The following is a 17,496-nucleotide window of genomic DNA, read 5'->3' on the forward strand; positions in this document are numbered from 1 at the left end:
CCGCGGCTCACCCCCGGCTCGCCGCCCGTCAATTTCCGGCCACCCGCCCTTGCCACGCTTCCCGAGTGCTGGCCATGGCTTTCCCCGTAGATCTCCGCCGCTGCCAGGTTCTCGGCCTGGCCGGAACCGCCGTGCTCGCGCTGGGCGGTGACACCGCGGGCGCCCTGCCCGTACGGGAGGTGCTGGCGCCCGCCGACGCGGAGGCCGCACTGGGCCTGGTCGGGGTCTACTTCGGTGTCGTCCTGCTGATAGCGGCATGGGTCCTGCTCGGCCGCCTCGTGCGCGGCTCCGACCCGCCCAGCCCGCGCGCGCTGCTGCTCGTCCTCGCGCTCTGGGCGGCCCCGCTGCTGCTCGCGCCGCCCCTGTTCAGCCGGGACGTCTACAGCTACCTCGCCCAGGGCGCCATGGTCGACGCCCACATGGACGTCTACACCTACGGCCCCGCCCACCTCGGCGGACCGCTGGCCGACGAGGTCGCCCCGCTGTGGCGGCACACGGGAGCCCCCTACGGGCCGGTGTTCCTCGGCCTCGCCTCCGGGCTCGCCGGGCTGACCCGCGGCGAACTCCCCGCCGGGCTCTTCGGGATGCGGCTCGTGGCGCTGACCGGGGTCGCCCTGATGGCGGCGGCGCTGCCTCGGCTCGCCCGGCACAGCGGCGCCGACCCGGCCGCCGCGCTCTGGCTCGGCGCCCTCAACCCGCTCGTGCTGCTGCATCTGGTCGCGGGCGCCCACAACGACGCCATCATGCTCGGCCTCCTCGGCACCGGCCTGGTCGCCGCCCTGGGCCGGTGGCCCGTCCTCGGCGCCGTGTTCGTCACGCTCGCGGCCCTGGTCAAGGCACCGGCGGCACTGGGCCTCGCCGCGGTCGTCGTCCTCCAGATCCGCGCCGGACACCGGCCCGCGAAGGCGGTCCTCACCGCCGGCGCCGCCGCGGCGGCCACCACGGTCGCCGCGACCGCCGTCGCCGGGACCGGCTACGGCTGGATAGGAGCCCTCGACACCCCGGTCTCCGCGCAGAACTGGGCGCTCACCAGCCTGCTCGGCCGGGCCACCCGGTCCCTGCTCGAACAGTTCGGCAGCGATCTCGCGCCCTTCGCCGTCCCGGCCTGGCACGTGCTCGGCGCGCTGTTCACCTCGGTCGTCGTGGCGGCCATCTGGTGGCGGCTGCGCCCGCGCCCGGTGTACGCGCTCGGCCTGAGCCTCGCCGCCGTCGCCGCCTTCGGCCCGGCGATCCGCCCCTGGTACGCGCTGTGGGGCCTGTTCCTCATCGCCGCCGCGGCCCCCACCGCCCCGGTACGGCACCGGGTGGCCGCCGTGACCGGCGTCCTCGCGCTCGCCACGCTCCCGAGCGGCGGCCCGGTCGACACGGGGCAGCTCGTCCTCGCCGTCTCCGGCGGCGCCCTGGCCGTCGTCGTCCTGTGGCAGGCCCATCAGACCGCCCGGACCCCGGCCTGGGGGCGTACCGCGTGAACCCGACCCGCACCGACCGCGGCCGGCTCCTGCTGGTCCTCGCGCTCGCCGCCGCCGTCACCGTGTTCACCGCGACGGTGCCGCTGCTGCGCGACTTCTTCGACCTGCGCGTCTACTACGGCACCGTCGACACCTGGCTGCACCACGACGGCCGGATCTACGACTACCGCGTCCCCGGCACGACGTACGGCTTCACCTACCCGCCGTTCGCCGCCCTCGTGATGCTGCCGATGGCGCTGCTCCCGCTGCCGGCCGCGATCGCCGTCTCCCTGCTGCTGAACGTGGCGGCCCTCGCACTGATCGCCCGTGTCCTCGCCGGACGGCCGCTGCGCGACCTCGGCTGGTACGGCTGCGCGCTGGCCGGCTGCGGTCTCGCACTGTTCGAACCGCTGCGGGACACGTTCAGCTTCGGCCAGGTCAACCTGCTGCTGCTCGCGCTGGTCCTCATGGACGCCTGGCTGATCAGGACCGGGCGGGGGCGCCTGGCGGGCTGGGGGATCGGCCTGGCGGCGGCGATCAAGCTGACCCCGGCGCTGTTCATCGCGCTGCTCCTGATCACCGGACGGCGCCGGGCCGCCGCCGTCGCGACGGCCGTGGCCGCCGCCGCGACCGGGCTCGCGGCCTGGGCGGCGCCCGGCGCCTCGCACTTCTACTGGACGCGGGCGATGTGGGACACGACCCGCGTCGGCCGCCTGGACTACGTCTCCAACCAGTCGCTGCAAGGCGTCCTGGCCCGTCTCGGGGTGACGGACCGGATCGCCTGGGCGGTGCTCGTCCTGCTGGTCATGGCCGTCTGGGCGGTACGGGCCCGCAGGGCGGCGGCCCGTGGGAACTGGACGGCCGCGTTCGCGCTGACCGGGCTGACCGCGTGCCTGGTCAGCCCGGTCACCTGGGTGCACCACCTGGTGTGGCTGCTGCCCGCCTTCGCCGTTCTGGTGCGCGCCGGGCACCCGCGCGCGGCGGGCGCCCTGTACGCGACGCTGTGCACCAGCGTGGTGTGGCTGTGGTTCCACGACGCGTCCGGCGTCGACGGATTCCTCGGCGGCAACCTCTACACCTGGATCACGCTCGGCCTGCTGCTGCGGCTGCCGACAGGTCAGCCCCTGCCGCCGCGCCCCCTGTTCCGCAGCACCAGCGCGACCGCGCCGGCGCCCAGCAGGGCGGCACCCGCGATGAGCCCGGCGTCGCCCCAGCCCGCCCCGTCCTCCGGCACGGCCGAGGCCGATTCCGTCTCCGTGCCGGGCCCCGGCAGCGGGCGCACCCGCAGCGCGTCCAGCGACCCCACCGGCTCGACCTTCCCGGTGGCGTCGAAGCCCCAGTCGAGCAGCTCCCGGGCCTCCTCGTACACGGCGAAGCCGCCACCGGCCTGAGGGTTCATCACGGTGACGACGAGGGTGCGGCTCCCGTGCCGGGCCGCCGCCACCAGCGTGTTCCCCGCGTTGCTGGTGTAGCCGTTCTTCACGCCGATCAGCCCGTCGTACCGCTGGACGCCGTCGGCGCCGGTCAGCAGCCGGTTGGTGTTCTGGATGCCGTACGTCCAGCCGCCGCCCCCGGGGAACCGGGCCTCGGCGGTGCCGCAGTAGCGCGCGAAGTCCGGGTTGCGCAGCCCGGCCCGGCCGAAGACGGCGAGGTCGAACGCGGAGGACACCTGGCCCGGCGTGTCGTACCCGTCGGGCGAGCGCACATGGGTGTCCAGGGCGCCGAGCGACCGGGCCTTGGCCTGCATGCGTACGGCGGTGTCGCGCCAGCCGCCGCTGAGCTCGGCCAGGACGTGCACGGCGTCGTTGCCGGAGTTGAGGAACACCCCGCGCCACAGGTCCGAGACCCGGTAGCTCTGCCCCTCGCGGACCCCCACCAGGCTGCTCCCGGGGCCGACGTCCGCCAGCTCCCGGTCGCCGACCCGGTGCCGGACACCGCCGGGCAGCGTGGGCAGGACGGTCAGGGCGAACAGGGTCTTGAGCGTGCTCGCGGGCGGCAGCGGGCGGTGCGCGTCGTGCGCCGCGAGCACCGCCCCGCTGTCCGCGTCGGCCACCACCCACGACAGCGCGGAGACGTCCGGCACCGCCGGCACCCCGCGCTGCGGCCTGACCTGTGTACCGGAGCGGTACAGCAGGCGTGGCGAGGGAGCGGAGGCGTGCGGTCCGCCGGGCACGTCGGGGTCGGAGCCCGTGAGCGCGGCGGCCGGTCCGGGCGCGAACGCGAGCAGCCCCGCCGTGCAGAGCGCACAGGCCGACGCGGTGACCCGGGAAGTTGATCGGATGGTCATACCGCAAACCTAGGAACGGACCCGTCGCTCGGGGCGCTGCCCGGGCCGTACGGGCACCCGGACGGGCGATGCGGCGCGCGGAGGGGCATGCGGCGTACGGAGGGGCATGCGGCGCGTGGAGGGGGATGCGCCGACGCGGAGGCGGCCGGGCGGCGGCGCGGAGGCGGACGAGGGCGGTGGCGCGGACGGTCCGTCAGGCGGCGGGCAGCGTCGGCTGGATGCGGCGGACGAACGCCGCGTTGTCCGGGGTCTCCCGCATCCGGGCCAGGAGGGTCTCCAGGGCGGCGTGGCCGTCGCCGTTCTGCAGGACGCGGCGCAGGCTGCGCGAGGCGGCCAACTCGGCCGGGGGCAGCAGGAGTTCCTCGCGGCGGGTGCCGGACGGGACGAGGGCGACGGCGGGGAAGACGCGGCGGGCCGCGAGTTCGCGGTCGAGGCGGATCTCCATGTTGCCGGTGCTCTTCAGCTCCTCGAAGTAGAAGTCGTCGGCGCGCGAGCCCGTCTCCACCAGGGCCGTGGCCAGGATGGTCAGGGAGCCGCCCTCCTCCGCGAGGCGGGCGGCGCCGAAGAACTTCTTCGGGCCGACCAGGGCGGTCGCGTCGACGCCGCCGCTGAGGGTACGGCCGCTGCCGGTGGCCGCGTTGTTGTGGGCGCGGCACAGCCGGGTGAGCGAGTCGAGCAGGATCACGACGTCCTCACCGGCCTCGACGAGCCGCTTGGCCCGCTCGATCACCAGCTCGGCGAGCGCGATGTGCTGCCTCGGCGTGCGGTCGAACGTCGACGCGTACACCTCGCCGCGCACCGAGCGCCGCATGTCGGTGACCTCCTCGGGGCGTTCGTCGAGCAGTACGACCATCAGCCGGCACTCGGGGTGGTTGCCGGCCACGGCGGCGGCGAGCTGCTGGAGCAGGACCGTCTTGCCGGTCTTGGGCGGGGCCACGATCAGCCCGCGCTGGCCCTTGCCGACCGGGGTGAGCAGATCGGCGACGCGGCCGGTCAGACCGGACGCCGGGTGCTCCAGGCGGATGCGCTCACGCGGGTGGAGCGGGGTCAGGTCGCCGAAGCGACGACGGTGGTGTCCGGGGGCCTTCCCGGGGGCGGCGCCGTTGACCCGGGCGACCTCGGTGAGGGCGCGCTGGGTGCCGCGCACCCCGTCGACGAGGTCGCCCTTGCGCAGGCCGTGACGGCGGATGAGCGCGGGGGAGACCTGGAGGTCGGCGGGCGTGGGCAGCAGGTCGGTGCCGCGCAGATGGCCCTTGCCGTTCGCGTCGATGTCGAGGACGCCGGTGACGGCCCGGACCGGGGGTTCCTGCTGGACTGGGGGGTGTTCGAGAGTGGTGGTCATGAGAGGGGTCCTTTCACGGACGTTCGGCATGGGACATGCGAAGGAAGGGGGTGCCGCGAACGGAACGGAAGGCGGTCAGATCGCCTTCGAGCGGCGGGAAACCACGCGTCGGACCCGCTGGTCACGAGGTGGTGAGAAGAAGCCGGGGCAGATCTGCCGACCGGCGGACTGGGAGTGGTACCGGCACCGGCGCCCACGACAGGGCGTACACAAGTGCTGAGATGACGGTACCACGAGCGTTCAGCGTGTGGCGAGGAGTCCGTACAGGAGCGGGATGCGCGGCTCGGGCAGACGCCACCAGCCGGACTCCGTGCGCTCCATGTGCGGCCAGCGCGGCCAGGGGAGCTCGTCGCTCTCGGTGAGGCGCCGGACGGTCAGTCCTGCCTCCACCAACGCGTTCACCACCTCGCTTATTCCGTGCATCCACTCGTAACTGTCCGTGGCCCCCTCGACGGCGGGCCCGTCCGTGTACGTGTGCGTCGCGTCCCGGCGCACGGCGCCGCTCCCCGCCAGGCAGTCGTGGCGCAGCAGCAGCTCGGGCCCCTCACCCGGACCGGGCTCGGGGCCGAGGGAGTTGAGCAGCGGATGGAACTCGACGACGTACAACCGCCCACCGGGGCGCAGGAGTCGGACGACGACATCCGCCCACCGCCTCAGGTCCGGCAGGTAGCACAGCGCGCCCTTGCCCGTGTAGACGACGTCGAACCGCCGTCCCTCCAGGGCCTCTACCGCGTCGTAGACGTTGGCCCGCACATAGCGGACGTCCTCACCCGCCCGTTCCGCGATCTCCCGGGCCGCCGCCACCGAGGCCGCCGAGAAGTCCAGGCCCGTCGCGCGGGCGCCGCGCTGCGCGAAGGCGAGCGTCTCCGTGCCCAGGTGGCACTGGAGGTGGAGCACGTCACGGCCGGACAGTTCACCGAGGTCGGCCCACTCGAAACCGGCGAACCAGCGCCCCGCGTCGAGGTCCTGGTCGAGCCCGTAGAACCGGCTGGCGAGGTGGACGGGGGTACGGGCGTCCCAGTTGGCCTCGTTGGCCCGCATGAACCGCGCGTGCTCGTCGGTGGTCATGCCGTCATCCTGTCGCATCGGCCCGCATACCAGCCATACGAACGCCCGATGGCGCTTGCGCGGCCGAATTCTTGTTCTCGACAAACCCCCTCCCTACGCTGCCACCACCGCACTTCGGCGGGACGGAACAAGGGGCTTGGACAATCATGGGTCGACTGGCCGGGAAAATCGCCTTCATCAGTGGAACAGGAGCCGGAATCGGCCGGGCCGCGGCTCAGGTATTCGCCGCCGAGGGCGCCCTCGTATTCGGCTGTGACATCGATGAGGACAACGCCGCCGAAACCGTGGAACTGGTCGAGAAGGCCGGGGGAGTCATGCGGTCCCTGGCGCCCGTCGACCTGTCCACCGAGGCGGGCGCCAGGGAATGGATCGACGCCGGGATCGCCGCGTTCGGCGGAATCGACATCCTCTACAACAACGCCTCCGCGCTGCGGAACGGGCCGTTCGAGACCCTGCCCGCCGAGGACTGGTACTTCACCATCAGGAACGAACTCGACATCCCGTACTTCTGCACCCGGGCGGCCTGGCCGCATCTGATCGCCCGCGGCGGCGGCGCCGTCCTGAACGTGGCGTCCGTCGCCGCCGTGCGCGGCGCCCTCTTCATGCCGATGGTGCCGCACGGTGCCGCGAAGGGCGGCGTCCTCGCCATGAGCAAGCACCTGTGCGCGGCCGGCGCCCCCCATCGCATCCGCGTCAACACCATCGCCCCCGGCATGACCCGCACCTCCGCCACCGCCCCCTTCCTCGACGATCCCGACGGGCCGAAGGCGCACCTGGAGGCCCGGATCCCGGTCGGCCGGGTCGGCCTGCCCGAGGACATCGCGCATGCCGCGGCCTTCCTCTGCTCCGACGAGGCGGCCTTCGTGAACGGCGCGAACCTCATGGTCGACGGCGGCGACAGCGCGATGGCGGGCTGAACCCGCCATGGACACCCGATTCGACCACGTGGGCCTCAACGTGCGGGACCTCCCCGCCCAGACCGCCTGGTACACGAGCGTGTTCGGGCTGAGGTCCGTCTTCGAGTTCCACCTCGACGGGCCCGGACTCACCGGCGTCGTCCTCGAACACCCGCACGGCTGGCGCCTCGAACTGCTCGCGCGCGCCGGCTCCGCACCGGGCCCGAGGGCCCCCGACCCGATGACCGCGGTCCTCACCGAGGGCTACGGCCACTTCGCGGTCACCACCCCTGAACTCGACCCCGTCTTCGCCGCCCTCAGGGCGCACGGAGCGGGCGAGGCCGTCGCACCCGGACCGTCCCCCGAGCCCGGTGTGCGCATGGCGTGGGTCATCGACCCAGAGGGCAATCTCATCGAACTCATAGAGCGACGGAGTACGGAATGACGAGCGTGCTGAAAAGACTCGACAGAGGAACACTCATAGCCTGCTGTCTGGCCGTTGCCGCAGCACAGATGTGTATTACCGTGCCCTCACCCATCAACGGCGAAATCCAGGCCGCATTCGGCGCCTCCGGTTCTCAGGTCGCCTGGGTCACGTCCGCGTTCATTCTGCCCACCGCGATTCTCGAACTCAATTTCGGCGTGGTGGGCGACCTCTTCGGCCGAAAGCGCCTTCTGGTGCTCGGCGGATTCATCCTGGCCCTCGGTGAACTCATCAACGCGCTCGCCCAGAACGTCGAGATGCTGTGGATCGGCCAGGCCCTCGCCGGTATCGGCGCCGCCGCGCTCTTCCCCAGCTCGCTCGCCGTCATCGCCGCCGCCACACCGGACGAGAAGGACCGGGCCAAGGCCGTGTCCACCTGGGCGCTGAGCATCTCCCTCGCCTCGGCCGTGGGCCCGCTGTCCTCCGGTGTCCTCGCCACCGTCGCCGACTTCCGCTGGGCGTTCGTGCCCCCGGTCGTCCTCGGTCTCGCCGTCGGCGTCTCCTGCTGGTTCCTGGTCACCGACTCCAAGGCGCCCGAGGGCCGCACCCTCGACTGGCCCGGCCAGATCACCGTCGCCGTCGGCCTCACCGCCCTGCTCTGGGGCATCATCGAGGGCGGCGAGCGCGGCTGGAGCAGCCCGGCGATCGTCGGTTCCCTCGCTCTCGCCGCCATCGCCCTGATCGGCTTCGTCGTCGCCGAGAAGCGCTCCGCCTCCCCGATGTTCAACCTCGACCTGCTGAAGATCCCCTCGTTCGCCGCCGCGGCCGTCGTCGCGCTGGCCGGCATGTTCGGCTTCATCGGCACCGCCTACTGCGTGTCCATCCGGCTCGGCGCGGTCATGCACCTCAGCGCCCTCAAGGCCGGCATGCCCTTCGTGATCCTCCAGCTGATCCCGCTGCTGCTCGCGCCGGTCCTCAGCAAGATGCTCACCCGGGTCGAGCCGCGCTGGCTGCTGGTGGGCGGCCTGCTGCCGATGGCCGCCGGACAGTTCTGGATCGCCGCCCTGCCCATCACCACCACCTCGCTCGCCGCCTTCATCGGCCCGGTGCTGCTCCTCGGCGTCGGCTTCATCTGCGTGGTGTCCTCGCTGACCTCGGCCGCCGTCAACGCCGTACCGATCAACATGACCGGCATGGCCAGCGGCGCGACCAGCCTGGTCCGCGAGTTCGGCCAGGGCCTCGGCCCGGCCGTGATCAGCACGGTCGCGATGAGCATCGCCTCCTCCGCCCTGGTCGGCAAGCTCTCCGGCGCCGACGCGGGCATGGAGGCCGCGGCCGGCCCCCTCGCCGTCGTCAACGCGGGCAGCGACAGCGCCCGGGCCGCCGCCCAGGCCGCCCTCGGCCACGGCATGGCCGTGGGCGTGGTGATCTGCGGCTGCGCCTCCCTGCTCGGCGCGCTGGTCACCCTGGTGCTGGTCCGCAAGAACGCCGCCCGTACGGCGGTCGCGACGGAGGAGGTGGCACCGGCGACCGCCTAGGGCGAGCCCGCGCAGTCCCGCCGTCCGCCCAGGACAGGCGGGACTTCGCGTACCCGGCCCGGGATCGGGCCTGCTCGGCCGACCGCCAGGCCCCGGGCCTGCTCGGCCGACCGCCAAGGTCCGCGCTGCCCTAGGTCAGCACGGACCAGGGCTGTGCCCGCCTGCGCGGCCGACTGTCCGCCTGCCCGGTCGACCTGCCGCCTGCGCCGCTGTGCGTCCGCCCGCGCCAGGGGCTCCGCCCGCTTGCCAGCCCGACTGCCTGTCTGCGTGGCCGACTGTCCGCCTGCGCCGCTGTTCGTCCCTCGCACCAGGGCCTCGCCCGCCTGGGCCGCTGTGGGTCCGGCCGCACCAGGGCTCCGCCCGCTTGCGCGGCTGACAGCCTGCTTGCGCGGTCGACCGTCCGCCAGCCCGACCGTCCGCCAGCCCGACCGACCGCCCGCGCCAGGGCCCCGCTCACCGGCGGCACGACACGACACGCCGCGCCGCCCCGCACAGCGCTCCGGTCCGCTACCGCGAAGGGCTCCCCAGGTCGAGACCGGGGGAGCCCTTCGCGGTGTGTTGCTCAGCGGGCGTCGAGCGCGTTGGTGATGGCCTTCACCCCGCCGTGCGCCGCGTACCCGCCGTCGACGGTGATCTCCGCGCCGTTCACGTACGACGCCTCGTCGGACAGCAGGTACACCACGAGCGGCGCCACCTCCTCGACGGTGCCCGCGCGACCCTGCGGGGTCAGCGAGAGGTGCGCCGCGACGAAGACCGGGTTCGCGGACGCCATCAGCGGCGTCTCGATGTACCCGGGATGGATCACGTTGGTGCGGATGCCACGCGGCGCCAGCTCCAGCGCGGCCACCTTCGACAGGCCCCGCAGCGCCCACTTGCTGGCCGTGTAGGCCACTGCGTGATGCGCGGTGAGCCCCGCGACGGACCCCACGTTCACGATCGAGGAACCGGCCGGCATGAGCGGAGCGAGCGCCTGGATGCCGAGCAGGGCGCCGGTCGTGTTGACCGCGAACGCCGTGTTCCAGTCGGCGAGTTCGACCTCGCCCAGCCGGGCCCTCATGGGGATGCCCGCGTTGTTGACGAGGCCGTGCACGGCCTCCAGCTCCCCGGCGAGCGCCGCCCAGTCGCCCGGCGACGCCACGTCCAGGTGCCGGTAGCGGACGTCCAGGCCGTCGGAACGCAGCGACGAGGCGAGCTTCTCGCCCGCCTCGTCCAGTACGTCCGTCGCGATCACCGTCGCGCCCTCGTGGGCCGCCGCCGTCACCTCCGCGGCTCCCTGGCCCTGCGCGGCTCCGGTGACGACGACGGTACGGCCCTGAAGACGCGTACGGCTCACGGCTCCTCCAACGGTGGGTGCGGGATGTCTCCCCGACCGGGCTCCGGGCCCGTCAGGGGTGTCTCCCGTCCACGCTAGGAAGCGACCGTCAGCTCCGGAAACGCGTGTTCCTCATGGGTGTCATCCGCGACGGCGATCTCCTCGCCGCGCTCCGCCAGGGCCCGCTCCTCGGCCAGCGCCGAGCCCACCTCGCGCACCCTCTCGCGCAGCCACCGGTGGGCCGGGTCCGCGTGCCGGTTGTGGTGCCAGTACATGGCCTCCACCAGCGGCACGTCCGGGAACGGCGCCGGTACGACCGCGCAGCGCGCGAAGGCCGCGTAGCGCCGGGCGAGCCGCTCGGGCACCAGGGCGACCAGATCGGTGCCGCCGACCAGGAACGGCAGCACGTTGAAGCCCGGCGTGCTCACCTGCACCTTGGGCGTGATGCCCAGCGTCTCCAACTGGCGGTCAGCGGGCGTGAGCTGGCCGATGGCGCACGCGGCGTGCGGCATCTCCGCCAGATCGCGCAGCGTGAGGCGCCCGTCCACCAGCCGCGGGTTGTCCGGGTCGACCACGCACACGAACCGGTCGTGCATGACGGTCTCGCTGACCCCCGGCAACTGGTAGCCCAGCGGCACCACCATCAGGTCGTGGCAGCGCAGATGCGTCTCGGTCTCGATCTGCCCCTGCACGATGGGGTGGAAGTCGATCCGCACCCCCGGCGCCTCCTCCGCGATCAGGCGCAGCAGCGGCTCCACGAACACCATCATCACGTAGTCGGACATCACCATCGAGAACCGCTGCCGGCTGCGCGAGGGATCGAAGTGCCGGGTCAGCGAAAGGGCTTCCTCTGCCTTGTGCAGGGAGGCCTGCACGACGGGCAGCAGCCGCTCGGCCAGCGGCGTCAGCTCGTACTCGCGGCCCACCCGCACGAGCAGCTCGTCGTTGAAATGCCGGCGCAGCCGCGCCAGGGATCCGCTCATCGCGGACTGGCTGGTGGACAGCCGCACGCCCGCGTGCGTGACGTTCTTCTCCTCGAGGAGTGCTTCCAGCGCCACCAGAAGATTGAGATCGATCGCTCCGAGTCCCATCGGATGCCCCTTCCGGCCGCGTCATCGAAGCCTGGTTTCGGCGAGCGTAAACAACGCTCTGCCCCCGAGGAAGGCCCCGGGGGCAAAGTCACAGCGGAACGATAAGAACCATGCGGGCCGTCGATATCCGCAGGTCAGAAAGGTTCAGGGGCGAGGGGTCCGGCCCCGCTTGCGGGCCCGCGGCAGATAGGCGTCGGTGCGCCCCGCGATGATCCGGTTACGGAGGGTCCCCAGCCGCTCCACCGTCAGGGTCACCTCGTCGCCCGGGCGCAGGGGCGCCGGGGTCCGCTCGCCCACCCGGCCCCAGAACTCCGCGAGCGCGCCCCACCCGCAGGTGCCCGACCCGAGGATGTCACCGGGCCGCACCCACGCGTCCCGGGCCGCGTAGGCGGCCATCTCCTCGAAGGTCCACGACACGTTGGCGAGGGTGTCCCGGCCGATCAGCTCCCCGTTGAGGGTGACCGTCATCTCCAGGTCCAGGAAGCCGTCCGCGTCCCGCCGGTCCTCCACCTCGTCGGCGGTGACCAGGTACGGGCCCAGGGTGTTGGCGAAGTCCTTGCCTTTGGAGAAGCCGAGCCCGAGGTTCTTCTCCGGCTTCTGGAGGTCACGCGCCGACCAGTCGTTGAAGACGAGATAGCCGACGATGTGGTCCCGCGCCTCCTCCGGGGTGAGATCCCGGCCGGCCCGCCCGATCACCGCGCCGACCTCGCACTCGAAGTCCAGCACCGAGCAGCCCGCCGGGACGGGGACCTCGTCGTGGGCGCCGTACGCGCCGTGCGGGTTGGTGAAGTAGAAGTTCGGCGCCCGGTACCACTCCTCGGGCACGTGCTCCAGCCCGTCCAGCGACTTCGCGACGCCCTCGATGTGCGCCTCGAACCCGACGAAGTCCCGGATCGACGGCGGCTTCAGCGGCGGCAACAGCCGCACCTCGTCGACCGTCAACTCGCTCGCGCGGGAGAGGGCTTCGGCGCCCGCGCTGTGCAGCGCCTCCGTCTGGACCAGCTCCAGCACGCTCACCGGCAGCGGATGGACGACCCCGTCGCGCACCACACCGGCGCCCTCGACGCCCTCGTACTCGTATGTCGCGAAACGCATCGCTCACTGCTCCCAGTGGTTGGTGTTGGTGACGGTGTCCGCGCTGAGATAGCCCGCGAAGACCCCCTTCGGGTCGCGGGCGGCGCGGATCTCCTGGAGCCGGCGCCACTGCCCGTCGCCCATGAACCTCAGCTGGCGGACGGTGAAGTCGGAGTCGCCGAGGTACTGGCCCGCGGTGACCGGCCGCATCGCCGCCATCGCCTCGTCGAGCCAGGCCCGGTACTCCGCGTCCCGCCCGGGTTCGTCGTGGACGACGTAGGTGGCGCTGTAGATCTCCGACTGCAACGAGAAGGCCATGTCGGGCAGTTCGCGCAGCGGGGCCATCGAGAACCAGATGGTGAAGGTCTGCCGGGTGGGGTGCTCGGTGAACGCCTTGCGGATCGCGGGGACGACCTCCTCGGCCGGGCCGGTCAGCCAGGCGTTGTCGACGAGGTAGCGGTGCCCTTCCGGATTGGCGGCGCGCTGGTTGTCCAACTGCGCGGCGAGTGTGGTGTGTTCGGCCTCGACGCGGAACAGGGCCCGGTCCGCGTACGGGTTGGCGTGCAGCGGTGCGAGTGCCTCGGCCGCCTCCTCGGCCGTGTCCGTCATCGACACACCGGTCACCAGCAGCACGGGCCCGTCGAGACCGGGCGGCGTCTGCGTGAGGGCGACGATCTCCACCCGGTCCGACACGGTGTGGTGCATGCCGTGCAGCCAGGTCATCACCTCGTCGAACAGCTCCAGCGGGTACGCGTGCACCGTGTGCCCCAGATGCCTGGGCAGCGGGCGAGTGCGCAGATGGAAGCGGGTGACGACGCCGAAGAAGCCCGGCCCGGCCCCGCGCGCCGCCCAGAAGAGGTCGCTGTGCCGCTCCTCGTCGGCGCGCACCAGCTCGCCCTCGGCGGTGACGACGTCGATCGCGACGATGTTCTCCGCCGCCCAGCCCCAGCCGCGCGCGTTCCAGCCCTGCCCGCCCTGGAGGAGGAAGCCGCCGATGCCGACCGAGGGACAGTGCCCGCCGTTGAAGAAGCGGCCGAACTCGCCGAGATACGGGTTGAGTTCGTCGCCGCCCTTGACGCTGGGCGTGGCCGTCACGAGCTGGGTGCGCGCGTCGTAGGCCATCTCGCGGAAGTTCCCGAGGTCGATCAGCAGCGCGTCGCGGCGCACCGACCAGGCGGCCCAGCTGTGCCCGCCGGAGCGGACGGCGACCTGCCAGCCGCGCTCCAGGGCGAGTCGTACGCCCTCGACGACGTCGTCCTCGGTGCGTGCCTCCAGGACGGCGGCGGGCAGCCGGCCGGTGGGGCGGCGGGCGTTGAAGACCCGGCCCAGGCAGGCCTCCTCGAAGCCCTCGTCGCCGCGCAGGGTCAGGGTCCCGGAGAAACGGTTCATGGCGGCGCTCACTTGACCGCGATCGGGTTGACGGGCGCGCCGACCGCGCCGGTCACCGGCAACGGGGCCGCGACCAGCAGGAACTCATGGACACCGTCGGCCGCGCAGTCCTCGGCCAGTGCCTCCAGGTCCCACATCTCGCCCAGCGGCAGGCCCATGTTGGGAATGGCGATCTGGTGCAGCGGCGACATCGCCGGCTCGGCGAACTCGTAGGGGCGCACCTCCAGTCCCCAGGTGTCGGAGGCGATCGCGGCGACCTCCGTGCGGTGCAGCCAGCCCAGGGTGGTGAAGGACAGCCCGGGCGCGTCCCCTGCGGCGTAGGCCCCCCACTCGCCGAGGCGGCGGACCCGGCCGATCTGGCCGGTGCGGATCAGCACCATGTCACCGCGCCGGACGGTCGAGGTGGCGCCCTGCGCCTCGATCGTGGCGCGCAGATGTTCCTCCAGGATGGCGAAACCGTCGGGGAGTTCACCGTTCTCGTCGCCGACCGCGCGGCCCACGTCGAGGAGCACACCGCGCCCGGTGAAGGCGTCCCGCATGTGCTCGATCCCGGTGACCGAGTCGCCGTCGCCGTTGACGATCGTGCACGGACGGCCGTTCCACGCCTGCTTGTTGTCGTAGATGTGGCCCAGCCCGTCCCACTGCGTCGACGCCTGGAGCGGCATCACGACGTGGTCGTCGGCGCCGCCGAAGCCGTGCGGGAAACCCTGGGTGCCCGCCGCCGCGTCGGAACCGGTGTCCTTCATGTAGTGCACGGGATTGATCCGGCCCCGGAAGCCGCGCTGCGGTCCGTTCTCGTTGAACTCCAGCGACAGGGAGAAGGGACGCCCGCGCCGCACCAGTCCGGCCGCGTGCGCGCGGATCGCGTCGTCGATGAAGTTGAGCGTGCCCAGCACGTCGTCCTCGCCCCAGCGGCCCCAGTTCCGGTACGCCGAACGGGCTTTGGCGAGTTCCTCCTCGATCGGCCCCAGGCTCATCGTGTACGTCCTTTCAGCAGCAGGTCGAGGGCGTTGCCCCCGGCGACGGCGGCACGGTCGGCCGGGTCCAGGCCGGCGGCGTCCAGCCGGGCCACCGGGTCGTCCACGCCCATGTCGAAGGGGTGGTCGGTGCCGAGGACGACCTGGCTCGCGCCGACCTCCTCGACGAGATGGCGCAGCGCGCGCGGGGTGTACACCAGGGCGTCGAACCAGATGCGCCGCAGATACGCGCTCGGCGGCTCGGCGCAGCCGCGCGCGTCGGGACGCACCCGCCACGCGTGGTCGGAGCGCCCGATGTACGTCGGGAGATAGCCGCCGCCGTGCGCGGCGACCAGCTTCAGGCGCGGGAAGCGGTCCAGGACCCCGGTGAAGACGAGTTGCGAGAGCGCGACCGTCGTCTCCACGGGCTGGCCGACCGTGTTGCCGAGGTACCGCGTGGCCAGGCGTTCGCCGAGCGAGCAGCCCCAGGGGTGCACGAAGACGACCGCGCCGAGTTCCTCGGCCTTGCGCCAGACGGTGTCGTGGGCCGGGTCGGCGAGCTCACGCCCGTCGACGGTCGTGGACACGCTCACCCCGTACAGGCCCTGCTCGGTGACCGCCCTGTCCAGCAGGGCGACGGCCAGGTCCGGGTGCTGGAGCGGGACGGTGCCGAGCCCGTACAGGCGCTCGGGCGCCTCGGCGCAGTGCGCGGCGACCGCCGTGTTGGTCGTGCGGGCGAGGTCGAGGGCGAGAGCGGGGTCCGCCCAGTAGTGGTGCATCGGCATCGGGCCGACGACCTGGAGGTCGACGCCCATCGCGTCCAGGTCGGCGAGCCGTACCGACACATCCGTCAACTTCGGCGCGAGGCGCTTCAGTTGGGCTCGGTTCTCGGCGAGCGACTCGGGGGAGTGGGCCCGCTGCTCCGCCGCCAGCTCGGCGGCGAAGCCGGGGGTGCCCGCGACGAGCGCGTCGGCGGCGGGGACCGCGAGATGCCCGTGGAAGTCGACGACGGGGCCGGCGCTCATGCGGCGGCCGTCAGGGAGGCCAGGGTCTCCGACATGATCCGTGCCGGGTCGGCGCCGGGCGTGCCGGGGTGGATCTCCCAGTCGGCGAGCCGGAGCGAGTTCTCCAGCACCATCCGGACCCGGGGGAGCCGCCGCTCCATGAAGTGTGTGAGCGCCTTGTCGAGCGGCTCGTCCCCGGTGACCAGCTCCGCGAGCAGCACCGCGTCCTCCGTGCACATCGCGGCACCCTGGGCGATCAGCGGCGGACAGGCGTGCGCCGCGTCCCCGACGACCATCGTGCGGCCCCGGTGCCACGGTTCGTCGACGAGGACCGCCTCGATCCACCGGTAGTCCACGGCCGTGTCGTCGGGCAGCGCCGCGATCACTTCGCCCCAGGTGCCGCCGTATCCGGCGCCCCGCTCGCGCAGCAGGCCGAGCGAGGCACGCGGGCCGATCAGCGAGGGGTCGAGGTTCTCGTCCAGGAGGTAGGCGTAGCACTGGTCGGCGGAGATGGGGCTGTAGCCGGCCTTGTAGCGGGGGCCGCCGTAGTACACCTCGGCGCAGTCCATCTCGGGCGGCCGGTGTCCCACCACCCGGAAGATCGACATGCCGACGGGCCGGGGTCTCGCCTCGATGCCGATGAGTTCGCGCATCTGCGAGTGGATGCCGTCGGCGCCCACGACCAGGTCGTAGCGGCCGGTCGAGCCGTCGGTGAAGGCGACGTCCACATGGCCGGCGCTCTGGTCCAGCCGGTCGACGCTCAGGCCGAGCCGGACGGTGACGCCGTGGCCGTACACCGCGTCGCACAGCGCGCTCTGGAGGTCGGCGCGGAGCGCGCCCACCGTGGACGGCAGGTCGGGGCCGCCGGTGTGCGGGGTGTCGAGCCGGACGATCAGACCGCCGTCGGCGTGCCGCAGCCGCATGAAGTCGAACGGCACCGCACGCTCCAGCACCCGGTCCAGCACCCCCACCGAGCGCAGCGCCTTGAGCGCGTTGCCCTGGACGGTGATGCCGTGCCCCACCCCGAACCACCGGGGCGAGATCTCGACGAGTTCGACGTCGGCGCCGCGCTGGGCGAGCGCCAGGGACAGCACGCTTCCGGTGATGCCGCCACCGACGACGAGCACCTTGTGTACGGGCATGATCGATCCTTGCGAACGTAGGAGGGGAAGGGGTCAGCGCGGGCTGACGGAGGTGTAGTGCTCGACGGCCGGTGGCCCCGCGAAGAACGGGCCGACCAGGGCCCGCCACCGCTGGAACCGCTCGGACTCCCGGAAGCCCGTCATATGGGCGTCGACCGAGTCCCAGCCGACCAGCAGCAGGAACACCCGCGGCTCCTCCTCGCAGCGCAGCAGCTCGGCCCAGTGGAAGCCGTCGGCCTCGGCGAGCACCTGGCGGGCCTTGGCGAAGACCTCCCGGAACTCCTCCTCCCGGCCTGCCTCTACGGTCAGCCGGGCGTGCTCGACCACCATGTCGATCTCCTTGAGTCGGGGTGCTCCGAGCCTGCTGTCCGGCTCCGCGCAGGGTCAACGGATCGAGGCATCGGCAAGGGGGACGTCATGCATCCCGCAGCGCGATGGAGCCCCAGTTCAGGGCCGAGACGGCCCGGCGATGCCAGCCATCGCGAACGGCCATTTCCGCCCGGCGCCCGGCATCCCTAGCGTCGA

General features: G+C 72.8%; 15 protein-coding genes and 1 pseudogene. 5 read left to right on the forward strand and 11 right to left on the reverse strand.

The genetic code is table 11. The features are described 5' to 3' along the window. Window positions 1–74 precede the first annotated feature (74 nt). Both mptB and ACIPSE_RS30575 read left to right on the forward strand, forming a co-directional pair. Window positions 75–1,469, forward strand: a complete 1,395-nt coding sequence (gene mptB / locus ACIPSE_RS30570; protein WP_401668717.1) for a polyprenol phosphomannose-dependent alpha 1,6 mannosyltransferase MptB — start codon at window positions 75–77, stop codon at window positions 1,467–1,469. Beyond that, a complete protein-coding gene (locus tag ACIPSE_RS30575; RefSeq protein ID WP_401668719.1) occupies window positions 1,466–2,839 on the forward strand; it encodes a glycosyltransferase 87 family protein in 1,374 nt (457 codons plus the stop codon). Before mptB ends, ACIPSE_RS30575 begins: the two co-directional genes overlap by 4 nt. A gap of 59 nt (window positions 2,840–2,898) precedes the next feature. Here the strand turns inward: ACIPSE_RS30575 and ACIPSE_RS30580 are convergent. From ACIPSE_RS30580 to ACIPSE_RS30590, 3 genes and pseudogenes are all read right to left on the reverse strand, one after another. Next, window positions 2,899–3,735: pseudogene (locus tag ACIPSE_RS30580) on the reverse strand (D-alanyl-D-alanine carboxypeptidase family protein); the annotation flags it as partial. 193 nt (window positions 3,736–3,928) lie between these two features. Next, a complete protein-coding gene (gene rho / locus ACIPSE_RS30585; RefSeq protein ID WP_401668721.1) occupies window positions 3,929–5,077 on the reverse strand; it encodes a transcription termination factor Rho in 1,149 nt (382 codons plus the stop codon). Between the two features lie 240 nt (window positions 5,078–5,317). Further along, complete coding sequence (locus tag ACIPSE_RS30590; RefSeq protein WP_401668724.1) at window positions 5,318–6,145, reverse strand: class I SAM-dependent methyltransferase; 828 nt, start codon at window positions 6,143–6,145, stop codon at window positions 5,318–5,320. Window positions 6,146–6,291: 146 nt separating this feature from the next. Here ACIPSE_RS30590 and ACIPSE_RS30595 point away from each other — a divergent pair, with 146 nt between their 5' ends. Genes ACIPSE_RS30595 through ACIPSE_RS30605 form a run of 3 tightly spaced genes read left to right on the forward strand, consistent with a single transcriptional unit; the run spans window position 6,292 to window position 9,003 of the window. Further along, window positions 6,292–7,062 (forward strand): SDR family NAD(P)-dependent oxidoreductase, encoded by a 771-nt coding sequence (locus tag ACIPSE_RS30595; RefSeq protein WP_401668726.1) that lies wholly within the window; start codon window positions 6,292–6,294, stop codon window positions 7,060–7,062. 7 nt (window positions 7,063–7,069) lie between these two features. Continuing rightward, complete coding sequence (locus ACIPSE_RS30600; protein ID WP_401668728.1) at window positions 7,070–7,486, forward strand: VOC family protein; 417 nt, start codon at window positions 7,070–7,072, stop codon at window positions 7,484–7,486. Continuing rightward, window positions 7,483–9,003 carry an MFS transporter gene (locus ACIPSE_RS30605; protein WP_401668731.1) on the forward strand — a complete coding sequence of 507 codons (1,521 nt, stop codon included), beginning with the start codon at window positions 7,483–7,485 and terminating at the stop codon, window positions 9,001–9,003. Before ACIPSE_RS30600 ends, ACIPSE_RS30605 begins: the two co-directional genes overlap by 4 nt. A gap of 562 nt (window positions 9,004–9,565) precedes the next feature. Here the strand turns inward: ACIPSE_RS30605 and ACIPSE_RS30610 are convergent. From ACIPSE_RS30610 to ACIPSE_RS30645, 8 genes are all read right to left on the reverse strand, one after another. Next, window positions 9,566–10,336: an SDR family NAD(P)-dependent oxidoreductase gene (locus ACIPSE_RS30610; RefSeq protein ID WP_401668734.1), complete on the reverse strand. Its 771-nt coding sequence runs from the start codon at window positions 10,334–10,336 to the stop codon at window positions 9,566–9,568. 74 nt (window positions 10,337–10,410) lie between these two features. Then, window positions 10,411–11,406 carry a LysR family transcriptional regulator gene (locus ACIPSE_RS30615; RefSeq protein ID WP_401668736.1) on the reverse strand — a complete coding sequence of 332 codons (996 nt, stop codon included), beginning with the start codon at window positions 11,404–11,406 and terminating at the stop codon, window positions 10,411–10,413. 144 nt (window positions 11,407–11,550) lie between these two features. Further along, on the reverse strand, window positions 11,551–12,501 hold the full coding sequence (locus ACIPSE_RS30620) for a fumarylacetoacetate hydrolase family protein (RefSeq protein ID WP_401668738.1): 951 nt from the start codon (window positions 12,499–12,501) through the stop codon (window positions 11,551–11,553). Window positions 12,502–12,504: 3 nt separating this feature from the next. Then, window positions 12,505–13,869 (reverse strand): FAD-binding oxidoreductase, encoded by a 1,365-nt coding sequence (locus tag ACIPSE_RS30625; RefSeq protein ID WP_401668740.1) that lies wholly within the window; start codon window positions 13,867–13,869, stop codon window positions 12,505–12,507. Window positions 13,870–13,877: 8 nt separating this feature from the next. After that, window positions 13,878–14,846 carry a cyclase family protein gene (locus ACIPSE_RS30630; RefSeq protein ID WP_401668742.1) on the reverse strand — a complete coding sequence of 323 codons (969 nt, stop codon included), beginning with the start codon at window positions 14,844–14,846 and terminating at the stop codon, window positions 13,878–13,880. Continuing rightward, window positions 14,843–15,850 (reverse strand): amidohydrolase family protein, encoded by a 1,008-nt coding sequence (locus ACIPSE_RS30635; protein ID WP_401668744.1) that lies wholly within the window; start codon window positions 15,848–15,850, stop codon window positions 14,843–14,845. The genes ACIPSE_RS30630 and ACIPSE_RS30635 overlap by 4 nt, the downstream gene beginning before the upstream one ends. Then, window positions 15,847–16,971 carry an FAD-dependent monooxygenase gene (locus ACIPSE_RS30640; protein ID WP_401668746.1) on the reverse strand — a complete coding sequence of 375 codons (1,125 nt, stop codon included), beginning with the start codon at window positions 16,969–16,971 and terminating at the stop codon, window positions 15,847–15,849. The genes ACIPSE_RS30635 and ACIPSE_RS30640 overlap by 4 nt, the downstream gene beginning before the upstream one ends. Before the next feature lie 33 nt (window positions 16,972–17,004). Continuing rightward, window positions 17,005–17,301 (reverse strand): antibiotic biosynthesis monooxygenase family protein, encoded by a 297-nt coding sequence (locus ACIPSE_RS30645; RefSeq protein WP_401668749.1) that lies wholly within the window; start codon window positions 17,299–17,301, stop codon window positions 17,005–17,007. Window positions 17,302–17,496: the final 195 nt, after the last annotated feature.

Source organism: Streptomyces sp. NPDC090106 (assembly GCF_044747265.1).
GTDB lineage: Bacteria > Actinomycetota > Actinomycetes > Streptomycetales > Streptomycetaceae > Streptomyces.